At 74.7% G+C, this 16,785-nt stretch carries 21 protein-coding genes and 3 pseudogenes; 13 read left to right on the top strand and 11 right to left on the bottom strand.

Annotation, left to right across the window (positions count from 1 at the left end; genetic code table 11):
- Positions 1-112: 112 nt before the first annotated feature.
- The 4 genes and pseudogenes from ACQUFX_RS21195 to ACQUFX_RS21180 all read right to left on the bottom strand — a co-directional run.
- Entirely contained in the window at positions 113-520 is a 408-nt protein-coding gene (locus ACQUFX_RS21195; protein WP_428962074.1) for a CoA-binding protein, read from the bottom strand.
- A 26-nt stretch (positions 521-546) separates the two neighbouring features.
- Positions 547-1,343, bottom strand: a pseudogene (locus ACQUFX_RS21190) (radical SAM protein); the annotation flags it as partial.
- An 840-nt stretch (positions 1,344-2,183) separates the two neighbouring features.
- Positions 2,184-2,321 (bottom strand): annotated as a pseudogene (locus tag ACQUFX_RS21185) (hypothetical protein); the annotation flags it as partial.
- A 9-nt stretch (positions 2,322-2,330) separates the two neighbouring features.
- Positions 2,331-2,597, bottom strand: a pseudogene (locus ACQUFX_RS21180) (intein-containing Rv2578c family radical SAM protein); the annotation flags it as partial.
- 92 nt (positions 2,598-2,689) lie between these two features.
- Between ACQUFX_RS21180 and ACQUFX_RS21175 the strand changes: the two are divergent.
- On the top strand, positions 2,690-3,109 hold the full coding sequence (locus ACQUFX_RS21175) for a thiol-disulfide oxidoreductase DCC family protein (RefSeq protein ID WP_428962073.1): 420 nt from the start codon (positions 2,690-2,692) through the stop codon (positions 3,107-3,109).
- Here ACQUFX_RS21175 and ACQUFX_RS21170 read toward each other — a convergent pair.
- The 3 genes from ACQUFX_RS21170 to trxA all read right to left on the bottom strand — a co-directional run bounded on the left by ACQUFX_RS21170 (position 3,073) and on the right by trxA (position 4,977).
- Positions 3,073-4,038 carry an MFS transporter permease gene (locus ACQUFX_RS21170; RefSeq protein ID WP_428967026.1) on the bottom strand — a complete coding sequence of 322 codons (966 nt, stop codon included), beginning with the start codon at positions 4,036-4,038 and terminating at the stop codon, positions 3,073-3,075. The genes ACQUFX_RS21175 and ACQUFX_RS21170 overlap by 37 nt on opposite strands.
- On the bottom strand, positions 4,035-4,472 hold the full coding sequence (locus tag ACQUFX_RS21165) for a hypothetical protein (protein WP_428962072.1): 438 nt from the start codon (positions 4,470-4,472) through the stop codon (positions 4,035-4,037). Before ACQUFX_RS21165 ends, ACQUFX_RS21170 begins: the two co-directional genes overlap by 4 nt.
- Positions 4,473-4,614: 142 nt before the next feature.
- Entirely contained in the window at positions 4,615-4,977 is a 363-nt protein-coding gene (gene trxA / locus ACQUFX_RS21160; protein WP_428962071.1) for a thioredoxin, read from the bottom strand.
- Between the two features lie 632 nt (positions 4,978-5,609).
- Here trxA and ACQUFX_RS21155 point away from each other — a divergent pair.
- The 10 genes from ACQUFX_RS21155 to ACQUFX_RS21110 all read left to right on the top strand — a co-directional run bounded on the left by ACQUFX_RS21155 (position 5,610) and on the right by ACQUFX_RS21110 (position 13,542).
- Positions 5,610-6,146 carry a hypothetical protein gene (locus ACQUFX_RS21155; RefSeq protein ID WP_428962070.1) on the top strand — a complete coding sequence of 179 codons (537 nt, stop codon included), beginning with the start codon at positions 5,610-5,612 and terminating at the stop codon, positions 6,144-6,146.
- Between the two features lie 53 nt (positions 6,147-6,199).
- Positions 6,200-6,823, top strand: coding sequence for a TrmH family RNA methyltransferase (locus ACQUFX_RS21150; RefSeq protein WP_428967025.1), 624 nt, complete (start codon positions 6,200-6,202; stop codon positions 6,821-6,823).
- 138 nt (positions 6,824-6,961) lie between these two features.
- Positions 6,962-7,660, top strand: a complete 699-nt coding sequence (locus tag ACQUFX_RS21145; RefSeq protein WP_428962069.1) for a DUF6758 family protein — start codon at positions 6,962-6,964, stop codon at positions 7,658-7,660.
- Positions 7,661-7,776: 116 nt separating this feature from the next.
- On the top strand, positions 7,777-7,935 hold the full coding sequence (locus tag ACQUFX_RS21140) for a hypothetical protein (RefSeq protein WP_169807035.1): 159 nt from the start codon (positions 7,777-7,779) through the stop codon (positions 7,933-7,935).
- 6 nt (positions 7,936-7,941) lie between these two features.
- Entirely contained in the window at positions 7,942-8,814 is an 873-nt protein-coding gene (locus ACQUFX_RS21135; RefSeq protein WP_428962068.1) for a PH domain-containing protein, read from the top strand.
- Between the two features lie 100 nt (positions 8,815-8,914).
- On the top strand, positions 8,915-9,709 hold the full coding sequence (locus tag ACQUFX_RS21130; protein ID WP_428962067.1) for a SigE family RNA polymerase sigma factor: 795 nt from the start codon (positions 8,915-8,917) through the stop codon (positions 9,707-9,709).
- Positions 9,706-10,971: a hypothetical protein gene (locus tag ACQUFX_RS21125; protein WP_428962066.1), complete on the top strand. Its 1,266-nt coding sequence runs from the start codon at positions 9,706-9,708 to the stop codon at positions 10,969-10,971. The genes ACQUFX_RS21130 and ACQUFX_RS21125 overlap by 4 nt, the downstream gene beginning before the upstream one ends.
- Positions 10,972-11,004: 33 nt before the next feature.
- Positions 11,005-11,886 carry a PHP domain-containing protein gene (locus ACQUFX_RS21120; RefSeq protein WP_428962065.1) on the top strand — a complete coding sequence of 294 codons (882 nt, stop codon included), beginning with the start codon at positions 11,005-11,007 and terminating at the stop codon, positions 11,884-11,886.
- 40 nt (positions 11,887-11,926) lie between these two features.
- Complete coding sequence (locus tag ACQUFX_RS21115) at positions 11,927-12,541, top strand: MarC family protein (RefSeq protein WP_428962064.1); 615 nt, start codon at positions 11,927-11,929, stop codon at positions 12,539-12,541.
- A 56-nt stretch (positions 12,542-12,597) separates the two neighbouring features.
- A complete protein-coding gene (locus ACQUFX_RS21110; RefSeq protein WP_428962063.1) occupies positions 12,598-13,542 on the top strand; it encodes a RecB family exonuclease in 945 nt (314 codons plus the stop codon).
- Between the two features lie 57 nt (positions 13,543-13,599).
- On the opposite strand, the gene ACQUFX_RS21105 is transcribed toward ACQUFX_RS21110, so the two are convergent.
- Together ACQUFX_RS21105 and ACQUFX_RS21100 are read right to left on the bottom strand one after the other, a co-directional pair.
- Positions 13,600-14,457: an oxygenase MpaB family protein gene (locus ACQUFX_RS21105; protein WP_428962062.1), complete on the bottom strand. Its 858-nt coding sequence runs from the start codon at positions 14,455-14,457 to the stop codon at positions 13,600-13,602.
- A 46-nt stretch (positions 14,458-14,503) separates the two neighbouring features.
- Positions 14,504-14,932: a Fur family transcriptional regulator gene (locus ACQUFX_RS21100; protein WP_428962061.1), complete on the bottom strand. Its 429-nt coding sequence runs from the start codon at positions 14,930-14,932 to the stop codon at positions 14,504-14,506.
- A 194-nt stretch (positions 14,933-15,126) separates the two neighbouring features.
- On the opposite strand from ACQUFX_RS21100, the gene ACQUFX_RS21095 reads away from it, so the two are divergent.
- Complete coding sequence (locus ACQUFX_RS21095) at positions 15,127-15,609, top strand: DUF2231 domain-containing protein (protein ID WP_428962060.1); 483 nt, start codon at positions 15,127-15,129, stop codon at positions 15,607-15,609.
- A gap of 187 nt (positions 15,610-15,796) precedes the next feature.
- On the opposite strand, the gene ACQUFX_RS21090 is transcribed toward ACQUFX_RS21095, so the two are convergent.
- Positions 15,797-16,153 carry a hypothetical protein gene (locus ACQUFX_RS21090; RefSeq protein WP_428962059.1) on the bottom strand — a complete coding sequence of 119 codons (357 nt, stop codon included), beginning with the start codon at positions 16,151-16,153 and terminating at the stop codon, positions 15,797-15,799.
- 61 nt (positions 16,154-16,214) lie between these two features.
- Between ACQUFX_RS21090 and ACQUFX_RS21085 the strand changes: the two genes are divergently transcribed.
- Positions 16,215-16,388 carry a hypothetical protein gene (locus ACQUFX_RS21085; protein WP_169807049.1) on the top strand — a complete coding sequence of 58 codons (174 nt, stop codon included), beginning with the start codon at positions 16,215-16,217 and terminating at the stop codon, positions 16,386-16,388.
- Between the two features lie 17 nt (positions 16,389-16,405).
- On the opposite strand, the gene ACQUFX_RS21080 is transcribed toward ACQUFX_RS21085, so the two are convergent.
- A complete protein-coding gene (locus tag ACQUFX_RS21080) occupies positions 16,406-16,780 on the bottom strand; it encodes an FmdB family zinc ribbon protein (protein ID WP_428962058.1) in 375 nt (124 codons plus the stop codon).
- Positions 16,781-16,785: the final 5 nt, after the last annotated feature.

Genomic DNA, 16,785 nt, shown 5'->3' with positions numbered 1-16,785 from the left:
GCGGTTGCGACGACCGGCGGCGTGACCGGTGAGGAAGGGCCCCCTGTTAACGCATCCGGTAGTGCAGGGGCCCCTTCCTCACCCTCGGGGCGGGACCCGGCCAGCCTCACAGTCAGGGCAGCCGGGTCAGGTTGGCGGCGGCGCGTTCCACGATCAGGCAGCGGTCCTCGACGTAGTCGACGCCGGCCTCCTCGGCGATCCGGCGGGCCTCCGCCGAGACGATCCCGAGCTGCAACCAGACCGCCGGCGCGCCGATCGCCACCGCCTGGCGGACCACCTCGACCGCGTCGGCCGCCGGCCGGAACACGTCGACCAGGTCGACCGGGTGCGGGATGTCGGCCAGCGTCGGGTACGCCCGCTCGCCGAAGAGTTCGTCGACGGTCGGGTTCACCGGGATGATCCGCCAGCCGTACCGCTGCATCTGCGCAGGCACCCGGTGCGCGGCCTTGGCCGGGTCACGGGAGGCGCCCACCACGGCGATCACGGCGGCGTCGGCGAGGATCTGCTGAGCGGTACGCACCCCGCGACTCTAGCCTCCCGGGCCGCTCACAGCAGGGTGAGTTGCTCGGGCACCGCCCCGGCGGGCGGCTCGGGCGGCCGGTGGTCGTCGCCGGCCGCGACCCGGTGCAGCCCGTGCCGGCGGGCGGCGATCCGGACCCGCGCGGTCACCTCCCGCTGGTACGCCTGCGGCGCGTACGCCCCCGACCGGTACAGCTGCCGGTACCGGGGCACCAGCCGGGGGAACTCCCGGCCCAGCCAGTGCGCGTACCACTCGCGGGCGCCGGGGCGCAGGTGCAGGGCGAGCGGCGTCACGCTGGTCGCCCCGGCGGCGGCGATCGCCGCGACGGTGCGCTCGATCGACTCGTCGTCGTCGGTCAACCCGGGCAGGACCGGCGCCATCAGCACCCCCACCGGCAGGCCGGCGTCGGTCAGCGCCCGAACGGCGTCCAGCCGCCGACGTGGGCTCGGTGTGCCCGGCTCGACCGCCCGCCACAGCGCCTCGTCGACGAAGCCCACCGAGTACGCCAGGCCGACCCGGGTCACCTCGGCGGCCTGGCGCAGCAGCGGCAGGTCCCGCAGGATCAGCGTCCCCTTGGTCAGGATCGAGAAGGGGTTGGCGAAGTCCCGCAGCGCCTCGATGATCGGCGGCATCAACCGGTACCGCCCCTCGACCCGCTGGTAGCAGTCCACGTTGGTGCCCATCGCGACCGGCGCGCCCCGCACCTCGGCGCGGCCAGCTCCCGCCGGAGCAGCTCGCCCGCGTTGACCTTGACGACCACCTTCCGGTCGAAGTCCGCGCCCGCGTCGAGGTCGAGGTAGGTGTGACTGTTACGGGCGAAACAGTTGTGGCTCACCACGCCGTCGGCGACGAAGTCGCCGGTGCCGGTGGTGAGGTCCCACAGCGGCAGCGCCAGGCCGAGCGGCTCGATCCGGGCCACCCGGAGGTCGGCCGCGCACTTCAGGGCGGTCCCCTCGATCGACCGCTGGCGGGTGGCGGCGGGATCGGTGAGGTGGAAGAACCGGAACCGGGCGGGTAACCCGCCGGTCAGCCGGACCTGCCGGATCCGCGTCGGCGCGCGGGGCTCCTCCCGGACCCAGGTGAAACCGAACCGGCGCAGCCCGGCGGTGACCCGGTCGACGGTGGCGTCGTCGCGGGCGCCGATGCGCAGCACCCCCTGGCGGCAACTGCCCCGGGCGTCGAAGGCGCCGGCCAGGAAGCCGAGCCACCAGGCGTCCGCCGGCTGCGCCGGCCACCGGGCCAGCTCGGTCACCGCCGCGACGTCCGGCTGCCCGGCGACGGTGACCGTGGCCGCCGTCGACCGGCCCGGGGCGGTCGGACCGCCAGCCGGGCGGGCGCGCACGCCCTCCCCGGCGAGGAAGCGTGCGCTGCGGTCGGCGGCCTCGTCGTCGCCCAGGGTCAGCCGGACGCGACCGGCCCCGTCCCCGGTGTCGACGACGCCGGCCGCGCCCAGGACCGCGCAGAGATACCCCCGGCGGTAGCCGGGTGACTGCTTCGGCGGGGCCGCGAAGCGGCCGGTGCCGAGCAGCCGGTTGCTGGTGGTCAGCCGGGGCCGCCGGGCGTTGCCGGGCGGGCCGGCGGCGACGTACTTCCAGCCGCGTTCGGTGAGGAAACGGTGGTCGCCCCCGGCGACGAGGCTGGTGCCGTCGGCGAGGGTCACCCGGTAGGCGGGTTTCACGGTCGACCACGCGTCGAGGACGGTGGTGACGACGTACCGGCGGTAGGTGCCGCGGCGGCGGGTGCCGTAGATCCGGTCACCCGGCCGCACCGCCTCGATCGGCTTCGTCCGGCCGTCGGCCATCAGGATCGGGGTGTCGCCGGAGAGGCAGTAGACGCAGGCGTGGCTGCAGCCGCGGTACGGGTTGACCGTCCACTGGAACGGCACCCGGGAGGTGCCGGGCACCCGGTTGAGGATCGACTTCGCGCGCACCTCGTAGAAGGTCATCCCGGCGAAGCCGGGGGTGTCGAAGGTGCGCGCGACCGCGCCGGGCAGCGCCAGCGGCAGGGGTGGAGCCGCCGGCGCCGGCCCGTCGGGAATCCCCTCGTCCGGGGGAGCGGAGAGGTTCTCCCAGCGCATGGGGCCTAGTCGAACACGTGTACGAACGAAGCGCAAGTGATGCGCCGAACACCCCTGCCGCACCCGGTGCTCCGGGGTGCAGGATGGGAGTCATGGAGACGTCGACCTTCGTCTACGACGGCGACTGCGCGTTCTGCACCCGCTGCGCCCAGTTCGCCGAGCGCCGCATCCCCACCCGGGCGCGGCTGCTGCCCTGGCAGTTCGCCGACCTCGACACGCTCGGGTTGGCGGAGGCCGACTGCGACTCGGCGGTGCAGTGGGTGGGCGCGGACGGGTCGCGGGCCGCCGGGCCGGACGCCATCGCCCGGCTGCTCGGCGACAGCACCCCGTTCTGGCGGGTCGCCGGGGCCGGCCTGCGCTTTCCGCCGGTCCGGCTGGTGGCCTGGCCGGTGTACCGCTGGGTGGCCCGCAACCGGCACCGGATGCCCGGCGGCACCGCCGCCTGCTCGCTGCCCCAGGAGGCCCGGGAACGCCTCTACGGGCCGACCGGGCGGCCGACGGCCGATTCCTGACCGGCGCCGCCCCCGACGGCCTCCTGGGCCGCCGCGTCGCCCCCGACGGCCTCCTGGGCCGGCACGCTGTCCCCGGTCGGCTCGTGGCCGGTCGCGCCGGGGCGCGGCCGGGTGACGAGCCGGCGGGCCCAGACGACCGGGCGGACCCGCTCCAGCGGCAGGAAGCCGGCCATCGCGACCAGGTGCGGCGCGAACGAGATGGTGATCGTCGCCATGGTCACCAGGTGGAACGAGTAGAAGAAGCCGACCATGGCCAGCCGCCAGCGTTCCCGCAGCACGAAGACCACCGGGCTGAGCAGTTCGAAGGCGACGATCCCGATCTGGGCGACGATCAGCAGGTACGGCACCTGGGCGACCAGGTCGGCCAGCTCGGTGCCGCGCCGGATGATCGCGCGGGCCAGCACGGAGCCGGTCAGCCAGTCCAGCCCGCCGAAGCGCAGCTTCGCCCAGGCGGCCAGGAAGTACGTGCAGATCACCGCGATCTGGGTGACCCGCAGCGCCCAGCCGCCCGCCTCGGTACGGGTCCGGTCGCCGTGCCGGGCCCGGCCGACGGTGGGCAGCACGGCCAGCGCGACGAGCAGGGCGAACCGGTCGTGGTCCACCTTCCCGTAGCTCATCGCGATGATCATCCACTCGAAGTAGAGCAGGAAGACCGACCAGCCGAGCAGCCTCGGCGCCCGCCCGGACGCGGCGAGCAGGGCCAGCGCCAGCAGCGCCCAGAAGATCACGGAGACCAGGGCGGCGGTCGGGGTGGGCAGCGGCAGCACCCGGCCGATGAACAGCGGCTGGTACAGCTCACCGGGCACGCTGACCCGGGTCCGTACCCACGGGGTGAAGAAGACCAGGTCGGCCGCGACGAAGAGGTAGACCAGGGTGCGGAAGGCGGCCACCCGGCCCCGGGGGACCGGCTCGGTCAACCAGCGGATCATCCGGCCTGCCACCGGACCACCGTCTCGTCGGTGTACCGGCCGGTGGGCCGGCCGTCGGCGATGCCGTGCCAGCGGATGACGATGCGTACCTCGGCCAGCTCCGGCGCGTCGGGGTGCCGTTCGGCGTACGCGTCGGCCACCTCGCGCAGCCGCGCGGGCTCGGCGACGTACCGGCTCTGCTGGCCCTCGATCTCGGCCCGGCGGATGCCGGTGGCGTCCTGACCGAGGTCGATCAGGCTGCCGGTGCGGTCGACGCCCTCCACCCGGGTGTCCGGCGCGGGCCGGTCGGGCGGGTTGGACGTGGCGTACATCCGGAACGGCCCGAACGGGAAGTGGTCGTCGCTGCCCCAGACGGTGCCGGCCAGCAGGACGGCGAGGCCGAGTGCGGTGGCACCCACGCGGATCGCCCGGCCCCGGGTGGTCAGTGTCTCCATCGGCTGGTGACCATACTCGGTACGCAGCCGGGTCCGGTACGGCCGTTCGGCCCGTTTGTCCCCGTCTTCGTCCCCGGTCGGCCCCAGGTACGCAGCCGGGCCGGACCCCGGCGGGGGTCCGGCCCGGCTGCGGCGGCGCGGGTCAGTGCTTGTGCTCGGCCAACTGCTTGCGGACCTGCTCCATGTCCAGCGCCTCGACCTGCTCGATCAGGTTCTCCAGGGCGGACTCGGGCAGGGCGCCCGGCTGGGAGAAGACGATCACGCCGTCCCGGATCGCCATGACGGTCGGGATGGAGCGGATCTCGAACTTGGCGCCGAGCTCCTGCTGCGCCTCGGTGTCGACCTTGCCGAAGACGATGTTCGGGTGCTTCTCCGAGGAGCGCTCGTAGACCGGGGCGAACCGCTTGCACGGACCGCACCACTCGGCCCAGAAGTCGACCAGCACGATGCCGTCCTTGCCGGTCACCTCGTCGAAGTTCGTCGTGGTCAGCTCAACGGTTGCCATTGCACTCTCTCCGATCACCGCAGATTCGCGTACGTCCCCTGGAACGACGGAGGGTCCTCCCGGCATTCCCGACCACGTGGCGACGAAACGCCGAGCAGCCGTCGGGCGACCCTCCGAAGTATCGACATACATCTGTCATGTGTGGAACGGCCGATCGCAAGTGCAGTGCGCAATTGCGTGACCACCTGTGATGGGAGCGTTTCCACCCCGTTAACCATCCTGACCTGCTGTGACCCGGCGACTTCTGCGTTGACGAGGGTGGATGCGAGCTGCGGAGATCGCTTGTGAGGTGGATCTCCGTGACTCTACGTATTGTTACGAAAAGATAAATGTGACCTCGGTCTCTGTCGGTCCCGCGCCCCGCTGCGGCAGAATCTTTCCCATCAGAGCGTGGGCGGCGGGTGCCGGGGAGGGCCCCGCCGCTCATTGCGTCTCCCCCCGGTCGGGCGTCGGAGCAACCCCCACGGTGTGACATTTCCGCGTCGCGCCGACGCGTCGTGCCCCCGGTCGCGCCGACCTTTCGCGTCCGAGCGTGGCGTGTGGCCCCGCACGCCGCCGTTTCCACTGGCCAACTCGCGCGGGACGGGCTCCGGCGGGCGGCCCGGCGCATATGCTGACGCCGGAGGTCGCCCATGAGCCACTCCGTCGCCGGGGAACCACCCGCCACCGGCCGTCACGCCGGGCCGCCGGCCGCCGCCGGCTACCGCGCCGCCGAGTGGGACCTGCTCACCGGCCTGCCCGGCCGGGTCGTGGTGGTCACCACCGCGCCCGCACCCGGCCGGGCCGACCGGGGCGTCCCGGCGGGACTGGCCGGTCTGGACGCGGTGGCCGCCGGCCGGGCCTTCGACAGCGACCTGGTCCGGGCCGTGGTCGCCGCCATCTACGCCCGTCCCGACGCGCCCCCGCCGGCCGGCGCCCGCCCCGCCGACGTGGTGGACCTGCTGGCCGCCTGCCGGGCCGTGGTCCGGGTGCTCGACCGCCGGGCCGACCCCGCCGACTCGGCCGCGTACCGGCAGTGGGTGCAGTCGGTGGCCGCCCGGGTCTGCCGGGCCGTCCCGGCCGCCGACCGGGCGCCGTCGCCGATCGGGCCGCCCGGTTCCGCCGCCCGGCTCAGTCCGGCCGACCAGCGGTTCCTGGACCGGCTGGGCAGGGCCCTGGGGCTGCGCTGAGCGGCGACCCGTACCCTCTTGAGACCGTGACCGGTGAGCATCCTCCTGTGACCGTGACCGGTGAGCAGCTCGACGTCGGCGTCGGCCCCTGGCCCGGCGAGCCGCCGGCCGACCCCCGCTACGACCCGGAGCTGCTCGCCGCCGGCGACCGGCGCAACGTCGTCGACCGGTACCGGTACTGGCGGCGGGAGGCGGTCGTGGCCGACCTGGACCGGCGTCGGCACGACTTCCACGTGGCCATCGAGAACTGGCAGCACGACCTCAACATCGGCACGGTGGTCCGCAACGCCAACGCCTTCCTCGCCGCCGAGGTGCACATCGTCGGCCGCCGCCGGTGGAACCGGCGGGGCGCCATGGTGACCGACCGCTACCAGCACGTCCGGCACCACGAGACGATCGAGGAGTTCGTCGGCTGGGCGGCGGGGGAGGCGCTGCCCGTGGTGGGCATCGACAACCTGCCCGGCTCCCGTCCGCTGGAGACCACCACCCTGCCGCGCCGCTGCGTGCTCCTCTTCGGCCAGGAGGGGCCGGGGCTGTCCGATCCGGCCCGCGCCGCCTGCGACCAGCTCTTCTCCATCGCCCAGTACGGCTCGACCCGCTCCATCAACGCGGGGGTGGCCAGCGGGATCGCGATGCACGCCTGGATCCGCTCCCACGCCGGCCCGCCGCCGGGCTAGCTCGAACGGCCCGCCACCGGCTAGCACGACCGGCCCGCCACCGGGCCCGATCGGCCGGGCTGGTCCGCCGGCCCCGCCGCCCGGGTGGATTCGCCCGCTCGGCTTGACGGGGCGCTCCGATAGGAGAACGGTGGAGTTGTGAGTGTCGCGGTGAGTTGTCCACGATGCGGCGGGTCGGTACGGCCCCCGGACCTGATGCACCCCGAGTCACGCTGTCTCAGTTGCGGACCGGTCCCGCCGTTGCACGTGCCGGCGCACATCGGCGCGGAGATCGTGGCGAGCGTCGTCGAGCGGATCGCCGCCGACCTGGACCCGCCCGGCCGGCCCGGCGTGCCGCTGTGGTGCCCCTGGCCGCTGCCGACCGGCTGGACGCTGACCGGCGTGGCGTACGCCGGTGACGACCGGACCGGGGTCCGGGCCACCGCGGTGGCCTGCGCCGGCCCCGCGCCGCTCGGCGGCGGACCGGCCGACGTGGTCTTCGTCGCCGAGGAGCCCGGGGTCGGTCTCGGCACCCGGCTGGCCGGGACGGTCGGCCCCGATCCGGGGCCCGAACTGGTCGAGGCGTTGTCCGATCCCGGTCCCCGCCACCCCGAGCACCACAGCACCGCGAAGATCAAAGTGGCCGGTCACCCGACTCCACTCTGGCCGGTGACGTCATCGGCCGACCGCAGCGCGTACGCCGGCGAGGCTCGGGGAATGTGGCTTCATGCGATAGCCTGGCCGGCGAGTGCGGGGCATCTGCTCGCGGAGGACGTGATACTGCACGACCTGACCGAGTGGACGCCACCCGAGCTCGTGTACGGCGCACCGTCTCCGTACCTCCAGGGGAGGGCTTGACAAACCTCCCCGGGTGTCGGAGAAAGGACGCAGATATTCACTGTACGACACCTTACTGATACTGTGGGTGCCGCTGCGGTAATGGACCCGGCGCCGCGCGAGAGGATGGGACCGCCATGGTCAAGAAGGTTCTCACCTGGGCCGGTATCGCGTTCCTGGTTTTCTTCGTCGCCTACCGACCGAACTCCGCGGCGGACGTCTTCAAGTCGCTCGGTGGCGGCATCGTGGACATCGCTGAGGGCTTCGGCGACTTCTTCACCAGCATCGTCGCCTAGCCGCCGATGGGTAGCCCCTCGGGTCCACCCTTCGACCCTGACGACCCCGACCGGGCACGACGCGAGCGGGACACCGAGCCGATCCCCCGGTACCGGGACGACGGCCCGGACCCCACCGCCGGGCCCGGCGACCGCCCGGTCTTCTCCGACGACATCGGGTACGGCGATCCGGACCCGTACGCCGGGGAGGGCCGCTCCGGGCGGGCCTGGGTCCGTGATCCCGAGGCCGGCTACCAGCCCCCCACCATCTCCGAGGAAGAGCTGGCCGGCCTGCGGGTCGACGCCTCCGGGATGCCGCTCGGCCCACGCCGGGTGCTGCCCCTGGAGGACGAGCCCAGCTCGCTGGTCGCCCGCTACCTCTTCCCCACCGAGCGGTACCGGGGCGAGTGGAAGCGGCACTGGATCCACCTCACCACCCCGATCCTGGTCGGCGTGGCCGCCACCTTCGTGCTCGGCTACCTCTCCGGCTTCCTCGCCGGGCAGGACGTGGGCGCGCTCACCACCATCGCCGTGCTGGTCTGGTTCGCCGTGATGGGCTGGGTCGCCTGGCGGGTCGCCGACTGGTGGTACGACCGGTTCATCCTGACCAACAAACGGGTGATGGTGGTGAACGGCATCATCACCCGCAAGGTCGCGATGATGCCGCTGGCCCGGGTCACCGACATGAAGTACGAGCAGAGCCCCACCGGCCGGGCCCTCAACTACGGCACCTTCGTGCTGGAGTCCGCCGGCCAGGACCAGGCGCTCCGCGAGATCAAGAACCTGCCCAACCCGAACGAGCTGTACCTGCGCGTCGTCGAGGAGATGTACGAGCCGCAGGCGGTCGAGGCGCGGCTGGGCAAGGAGGCCGACGAGGCGAAGGCCGACGACGGCGCCTGAAGATTCTCGTCCGAACATCGGAGCAACTGCGAACCATCCGCCGTCGACCGGGCCGGCCCGGTCGTGACAGCCTCGGTACGACGGGGTGCGGAGGTGTGCGGTGGCGAGCAGGGACCCACTGGAGGAGGAGTTCCGGGAGTTCGTCGCGGCCCGGTCCGGTGCGCTCCTGCGCACCGCGTACCTCCTCGCCGGGGACTGGGCCACCGCGGAGGACCTGTTGCAGACGGCGCTGACCAAGACGTACCTGGCCTGGCGGCGGCTCGGCGGGATCGACGCGGTCGAGCCGTACGCCCGGCGGGTGCTGGTCAACACCTCCACGAGTTGGTGGCGGCGGCGCTGGCACGGTGAGCGGCCGACCGACGTGCTGCCGGAGTCCGCAGCGGCCGACGAGATGGAGCAGCAGCTCGACCGGGACGTGCTCTGGCGGCACCTGCGGGCGCTGCCCAACCGGCAACGGGCGGTGCTGGTGCTGCGCTACTACGAGGACCTGTCAGAGGGGCAGACGGCGGCCCTGCTCGGCATCTCGGTCGGCACGGTGAAGAGCCAGACCGCCCGCGCCCTGTCCACCCTGCGCCGCCGCCTGGGCGACCAGGCACTGCCCGAGCTGTCGGCCGTCCCGGCCCCACGGCCCGAGCGGGCCACCCGCGCCCGGCCCCGCCGGGCCGACCGGTCCACCCCGCCGCCGGCCCCGGCCGCCGCCGCGCCGACCCCGCCCCGGTCCGGCGCACCGCAGGCCCCGCCCGGCGCACCGCCGATCCAGGCCGCCGGGCCGGTGGCCCCGCCGCCGGGGCCGGTCGATCCGCAGCCGGCACCGGCCGCCGCCGCCGGGCGGGTGGCCGGGGCCCGGTCACGGCCCGGCCAGCCGGTCACCACCGTCGCGGCGGAGTCCCGATGAGCGGCGTACCGGGCGGCCCTGACAACCGGAGCGCGGGCCTGGAGCGTCCACTCGACATGGCCGAGGACGAACTGGCGCGGGCGGTACGGGAGTCGTTCCACCGCCAGGCCACCGCGCCCCGGCCGCTGCCCGTGAACCCGGCCGACCGGGCCATCCGCCGGGCCAACCGGACCCTGCGCCGCCGTACCGTGACCGGGGTGGCGCTGGCCGCGGTCGCCACGGCGGTGGTCAGCGCCGGCACCGCCCAACTCGGCGGCCAGGCGGGCCGGCCGAACACCCCGACGGTGGTGCTCGGCGAGCAGTCCCACCCGTCGGCGTCGCCCGGCCCGGCCCGCTCCGCGCCGCCCGCCGTCGGCGCGGTCCGCGCCGAGACGGACCTGATCGTCGGCGCCTCCCTGGGCACCACCGACGGCCGGCAACTCGAACTGGACGGGGTCGGCCCGATCGAACGCGCCCAGCGGATGGCGGACGACGCCGGCTGGCTGGTCGTGGGCGGCCCGACCGCCGCCGGGCGTACCCTCTGGGCGGTCCAGCCCACCGGCGCGGTCCAGGTGCTCCTGGCCGGCGCGGCGACGATCGTGGTCGGCGCCGACGGGACGCGGGTCGCCTGGCGCGACGGTGGGCACCTGCTCACCGCCGGGGTGGTCGGGGGCCAACTGGTCGCCACCGCCCGGACCCCGGCGACGGGGCCGGCCACCGTGGCCGGCGTCGTCGGCGACACCGTGCTGGTCCGTCCGGACCCGGCCCGCCCCGGCCACACCCTGTGGCGGCCGGCCGACGGGCCGCCCGCCGGACCCGCCGACCCGGCCACCGTGCAGGTCTACGGCAGCCGCCCGGACGGCCGCCTCGTCGGCCAGCTCGTCGACGCCGCCGGCCGGTCCTGCCTGGCCCTGCTCGACCCGACCCGCCGGCTGGCCCCGGACCGGTCGAGCTGCGTACCGCTGGCCGCCGACGGCCCCGGCGCGGTGTCGCCCGACGGCCGGTGGCTGCTGGTCAACGGCGACGCGGAGGGCGGTACCCGGGCGCTCCTGGTCGACCTGGACACGCTCGGCTCGACCCCTGCGGTACGGGTGGCCGGCCCGACGGCGACCGGCGCGGTGGCCTGGGCGACGCCGCAGAGCGCGCTGTACGTCGACAGCGGCGGCAACCTGGTACGGCTGCGCGTGGACCGGGTGCTCGCCGGGGACCGGGGCACCTCGACCACGCTGGCCGGGGCAGGGCCGCAGAGCCCCACCGTGGTGGTCGTGCCCAGCCGGCCCTGACCGGCCGTCGCCCGGCCCCGGTACGGTCGGGCGGTGCGTACGCCCCCCGCCCGGCCCGGACCCCGGATCGACCTGCACGCCCACTCGACCGCCAGCGACGGCACGCTGACCCCCGCCGAGCTGGTCCGGGCCGCCGCCGGAGCCGGTCTCGACGTGCTGGCCATCACCGACCACGACACCACCGCCGGCTGGGCGCCGGCCCTGGCGGCCCTGCCGCGCGGGCTCAGCCTGGTCCGGGGCGCGGAGATCTCCTGCATCTGGGCGGGCGTGACCCCGGCGGTGTCGCTGCACCTGCTGGCGTACCTCTTCGACCCGGACGACCCGGCGCTGGCGGCCGAGCTGACCCGGATGCGGGCCGGCCGGGAGGTGCGCGCCGAACGGATCGTCGACCTGCTCCGGGCCGACGGGATCGAGGTGAGCTGGGCCGAGGTGCTGGCCGGGGCGGGCGGTGGCGCGGTGGGCCGCCCGCACATCGCGGCGGCGCTGATCCGGGCCGGCCTGGTCGCCACCACCAACGAGGCGTTCGGGCCGCGCTGGCTCGGCGAGCGGTACCGCATCATGAAGGAGGACCTCGACGTGTTCCGGGCCGTCGAGCTGGTCCGGGCCGCCGGAGGCGTGCCGGTCTTCGCCCACCCCCGGGCCAGCCGCCGGGGCCCGACCGTCCCCGACGAGCTGATCGCGGCGCTGGCCGGGGCGGGGCTGGCCGGCCTGGAGGCCGACCACGAGGACCACTCACCGGCCGAGCGGGCGCACGTGCGGGGGCTCGCCGCCGACCTCGGCCTGCTGGTCACCGGGTCCTCGGACTTCCACGGCACGCACAAGACCGTCCGGCTCGGCGCGTTCACCACCGACCCGCAGGCGTACGAGCGGATCGTCGCCGAGTCCAGCGGGGTGACCGGGGTCGCAACCGGTTGACCCGGGGTCGCGCCGGTGGCGGCGCGGCTACCGTGATCGCGTGGACGCCAAGCTCTTCGGTGAGGTCTTCGTGACCCTGCTGGTCATCGTCGACCCGCCGGGGATGATGCCCATCTTCCTCGCGCTGACCGGGCCGCTGTCCGCCCGGGAGCGCCACCGCGCCGCCTGGCAGGCGGTGGCCCTGGCGCTCGGGGTGATCGTGATCTTCGCGGTGGCCGGGCAGACCCTGCTGGCGTACCTGCACGTCGACCTGCCGGCGTTGCAGGCCGCCGGTGGCCTGCTGCTCATCCTGGTGGCCCTGGAACTGCTCACCGGCAAGACCGACGACCCGACCAAGCAGGCGACCTCCAACATCGCGCTGGTGCCGCTGGGCACCCCGCTGCTGGCCGGCCCCGGCGCGATCGTGGCGACCATGCTCTTCGTCCAGCAGGGCGAGGGGCCGGCGGACTACCTCTCGATCGCCGCCGCGATCGTCGCGGTGATGCTGACGGTCTGGGTGGTGCTCCGGTTCTCCGGCGGCATCGTCAAGGTGCTGCGACCGGGCGGGATCGAGGTACTGACCCGGATCGCCGGCCTGCTGCTGGCCGCCATCGCGGTGCAGCTCATCGCGGACGCGGTGGCCGCCTTCGTCACCCAGTACAGCAGCCCGGCCTGACCCGGCGCGGTGCGGCGGGGACGCCCGTGTCGTACCGGGATGGCAGGATCACAGGGGTGCGACGATCCTCTCCGACGCCCCGCCCGGCCGCCGGCGGCCGGGCCCCCCGCCCCCGCGCCGGACAGCCCGAGCAGCTCGGCTTCGACGGCATGCCGGAGCGCCTCTTCGTCTGCACACCGAGCAAACTCGGCGCGTACGCGGACTGCCCCCGGCGGTACCGCTACGCCTACGTCGACCGGCCGGCCCCGCCGAAGGGCCCGCCCTGGGCGCACAACTCGCTCGGCAGCAGCGTGCACACCGCCCTGAAGAACTGGTACGCCCTGCCCGCCGACCGGCGGCGACCCGAGGCGCTGGCCGGGCTGCTCAAGGGCACCTGGGTCGGCGACGGGTACCGCGACGACGAGCAGGAGCGGGCCGCCTTCCGGCAGGCGCTGGGCTGGCTGGAGTCCTACGTCGACACGCTGGAGCCCGGGGTGGAGCCGCTGGGCGTGGAGCGGGTGGTGGCGGTGAAGACCTCGGTGCTGGCCTTCAACGGCCGCGCCGACCGGATCGACGCCCGCACCGGTGAGGCCGGCCCGGAGCTGGCCATCGTCGACTACAAGACCGGCCGGTCCGGGCTGGACGCCGACGACGCCCGGGGCTCCCAGGCGCTCGCCCTCTACGCGTACGCGGCGCAGCGGGTGTTCCGTCGCCCGTGCCACCGGGTGGAGCTGCACCACCTGCCCACCGGCACGGTCGCCGGTCACGACCACACCCCCGAGTCGCTGGCCCGGCAGGTCGCCCGCGCCGAGGACACCGCCCGGGACATCATGGCCGCCGAACGGGCGGTGGCCGACGGCAGCGACCCCGACGACGCCTTCCCCACCACGCCCAGCCAGCGCTGCGGCTGGTGCGACTACCGACGGTCCTGCCCGGCCGGGTCGCAGGTCGCCGGCCGGGAGCCGTGGGCGGCGATGGAGAACACCCTCACCGCACCGCCCACCCGACCGGCCCCGGAGTAGCCCGCACGGCCGGGTGCGAGGCGCGCGGGAGCCGATCGTCGCCGGGCTGGGGACGGCTCAGGCGGCGGCGGTGAGGCGGGCCGCCCGCTCCCGGCCGGCCATCTGGATCGGCCCGATCAGCAGGTGCTGCGGCAGGGCGCGCAGCGCCAGCCGCAGGGCCCGGACGCTCACGTCGGCCGAAAGGGCGGTGGTGGGCAGCCCCAGCCCGCCGTACAGCCGGCGGGCCCAGGCGGGCAGCAGGCTGACCGCGGTGCCGGCGAGGCCCAGGTACGCCCAGCGGGGCGGGCCCAGGTTCAGCCCGATCCGCAGCGGCAGGCTGACCTTCCACGGGATCGGCGGCACGGTGAGGAACAGCGCCGTCTCGGCCGCCTCCCGGGTCATCCGCAGCTCGGGGCGGACGTCGCGGTAGTACCGCTCGACCTCCTCGGCGGTGCCGGGCACGGTCGCCGGGTCCAACCCGATCAGGGCGGCGACCCGCCGCTGCTCGGTGTAGTACCGGTCGACCTCGGCGTCGGTCAGCGCCAGCCCGGCCCGGCGGGCGGTGGTGACGAACGACTCGACCTCGGTGACGTGCACCCAGCGCAGCAGGTCGGGCTCGTCCACCCGGAACTGCGCGCCGGTGACCGGGTCACGGGCCCGCATCCGGGCGTGCCGGGCCCGGATCCGGCGGCCGGCCGCCTCCGCCTCGGCGGTGGTGCCGAAGAGGGTGGTCGCCACGTACGTGGAGGTCCGCATCAGCCGGCCCCACGCGTCCGTCCGGTAGTTGCTGTTCTGCGCCACCCCGGCCATCGCCCGGGGGTGCAACGCCTGAAGGTAGAGCGAGCGCAGGCCGGCGACCATCAGGACCGGTTCCTCGTGCACCTTCCACGTGACCGATCCCGGACCGAACAGGCCGACGTCCTCGGAGTCATCCACCCGACCAAGAGTGCCACGGTGCCCGGCGCGCGCCTCCCGGGCCGGGTCAGTGGTCGGCGCGGCGGCGGGCCTGGCAGCCCGGGCAGAGACCCCAGAAGGTCACCTCCGCCTCGTCGACCTCGAAGCCGTGCGAACTGCTCGGGTCGAGGCAGGGCGCGCTGCCGGTGGCGCAGTCGACGTCGGCGATCTCGCCGCAGCCCCGGCACACCACGTGGTGGTGGTTGTCGCCGACCCGCGCCTCGTACCGGGCGGGACTGCCGGCCGGTTCGATCCGGCGGGACAGCCCGGCCCGGGAGAACGCGCCGAGGATGTCGTACACGGCCTGGGTGGAGACGGAGTCGAGCCGTTCGCGGACCCGGCGGGTGATCTCGTCGACCTCCAGGTGGCCGCCGGAGGCGAGGATGTCGAGCACGGCGAGGCGCGGCCGGGTGACCCGCAGGCCCCTCGACCGGAGCAGATCCTCACCGCCGGACATGAATCCATCACAGCACGCGGTGGCCAGGGCGACAAGCGGCCGGTCAGGAGGGGTGTCCCCGGCCACAGGCATGGACCGGGGTGAACGTGGTTGAACCGGACCGGCGTCGGCTGCGTGTACGGCGATGACAGGGCAGTCGGCCCGCGAGGGCTACGCTGGCTGCCCACGACCGCATCCCACCGCCGGAGGTGTCGGTGTTCAGGGAATTCCTGGGCCTGCCGTTGCACGCGCTCGTCGTCCACGCGGCCGTGACCCTCATACCGCTGCTCGCGGTGCTCGCCGCCGTCTACGTCCTCCGCCCCACGTGGCGGCCCAAGCTGGACTGGGCGGTGGCGCTCAGCGCGCTGGGCGCCCCGGTGGTGGCGTTCGTCTCCACCCAGTCCGGTGAGGCGCTCCAGACCGCGCTGATCGACAAGGGCTACCAGCAGGAGGCCCTCGACGGGATCTACCACCACTCGTTGCAGGGCGACATGCTGTTCCGGTTCACCGTGGCGCTGTCCCTGGTGACCCTGGCCCTGCTGGTGGTCAACAGCCGCAGCCGGAAGGTGGCGAAGCTGCCGTCGTGGGTCGGCCGGGTGCTGTCGGTGCTGGTGGTGGTGCTGTCGATCCCGGTGCTGATCTACACCGTCCGGGCCGGGCACACCGGCGCGGAGACGCTCTGGCAGGACACCTTCTAGACGGGGCGCTGCGGCCCCGCCGGTCCCGCCGGGGCTCCGGTCGGACCGGGGGCGTCGGTGCGACAGCCTGTCGAGCTGCCCCGTTGGTGGGACCGGCGGCTGGTCGACGCGGCGTGCCCCGTTCATGCGGGCAGTTCGACAGGCTGAGCGGGGACTGTCCCCGCCCCGGGCGCCACACCCGTCGGGTTCAGAAGACCAGCCGGGAGCAGAGCAGGCCGAGCAGGACCAGCAGCACCACCCCGGCCACCGCGCCGACGCCGTAGGTGATCCGCTGGGCCCGCTGCTCGGCGCTGTCCAGGCCGGCCATGTCCTGCGGCGGCAGGTGGCGCGGCGGCGCGGGTTGCAGGTGCAGCGGGGGACGCCAGCCCGGCGGCGGCGCGACCGTCGGCGGGGGACCGGCGTACCCGACGGGGCCGGTGCCGGGCCGGGGTGAACCGCCGGCTGTCGGCCCGGCCGGCGGGCCCGAGCCGGGCGTTCCGTCCGGCGTCGCCGGCGGGCGTCGCCAGTAGTCGTCCTCGGGGCTGGCACCACTGGGCGTCGTCACGCCGGTCGACGCTACCAACGTCCCCGCCCGTCAGGGTGGTGGCCGGCTATCCTTGCCCCTCGTGAGCGCTGTGCATCCCGGGGTACGCGGGGACGACGACCGGACCGTCGACTTCGGCGAGGACTTCGTCGTGCTGCCCGAGCAGACGGCCGACGACACCGACCGGGGGTGGGGCGAGCACAGCGGCGGCAACGACGACCGGCTGCTCGCCGAGCGCCCGCCGCACTGGGACTGACCCGCCCCGCCGCGCGGTCAGGACGAGCTGGAGCTGCTGGCGGCCGGGGTCTTCGTCGCGCCGCCGCTGGTCGAGCCGCCCGACGAGCCGGTGCCCGACCCGGACGAGGAACCCGACGACGAGCTGGCCGACCCCGACGAGGAGCCGGTGGAGCTGGTCGACGAGGAGTCGGCGCCGGACTTGCCGGATCCGCCGCTCTTGCCCTCCGACCCCGAGGTGCGGGAGTCGGTGCGGTAGAAACCGGACCCCTTGAACACCACCCCGACGGAGTTGAACACCTTGCGCAGCCGGCCCTCGCACGCCGGGCACTCGGTCAACGGCTCGTCGGCGAAGGACTGCACCGCCTCGAGTTGGTTGCCGCACGCGGTGCAGGCGTACTGGTACGTGGGCACGGTCC

Origin of the sequence: Micromonospora fluostatini, from assembly GCF_050410825.1 — a bacterium.
Lineage (GTDB): Bacteria > Actinomycetota > Actinomycetes > Mycobacteriales > Micromonosporaceae > Micromonospora > Micromonospora rosaria.
Note: the sequence above shows the minus strand (reverse complement) of the source record. Positions and strands in the feature narration are given on the sequence as shown.

What these genes read in the sequence shown, in the direction of transcription:
- trxA (WP_428962071.1), bottom strand. Translation starts at nt 4,977, where the DNA reads ATGGCAACCGTTGAGCTGACCACGACGAACTTCGACGAGGTGACCGGC.
- ACQUFX_RS21175 (WP_428962073.1), top strand. Translation starts at nt 2,690, where the DNA reads ATGGAGACGTCGACCTTCGTCTACGACGGCGACTGCGCGTTCTGCACC.
- ACQUFX_RS21155 (WP_428962070.1), top strand. Translation starts at nt 5,610, where the DNA reads ATGAGCCACTCCGTCGCCGGGGAACCACCCGCCACCGGCCGTCACGCC.
- ACQUFX_RS21100 (WP_428962061.1), bottom strand. Translation starts at nt 14,932, where the DNA reads ATGTCCGGCGGTGAGGATCTGCTCCGGTCGAGGGGCCTGCGGGTCACC.
- ACQUFX_RS21170 (WP_428967026.1), bottom strand. Translation starts at nt 4,038, where the DNA reads ATGATCCGCTGGTTGACCGAGCCGGTCCCCCGGGGCCGGGTGGCCGCC.
- ACQUFX_RS21135 (WP_428962068.1), top strand. Translation starts at nt 7,942, where the DNA reads ATGGGTAGCCCCTCGGGTCCACCCTTCGACCCTGACGACCCCGACCGG.
- ACQUFX_RS21125 (WP_428962066.1), top strand. Translation starts at nt 9,706, where the DNA reads ATGAGCGGCGTACCGGGCGGCCCTGACAACCGGAGCGCGGGCCTGGAG.
- ACQUFX_RS21140 (WP_169807035.1), top strand. Translation starts at nt 7,777, where the DNA reads ATGGTCAAGAAGGTTCTCACCTGGGCCGGTATCGCGTTCCTGGTTTTC.
- ACQUFX_RS21165 (WP_428962072.1), bottom strand. Translation starts at nt 4,472, where the DNA reads ATGGAGACACTGACCACCCGGGGCCGGGCGATCCGCGTGGGTGCCACC.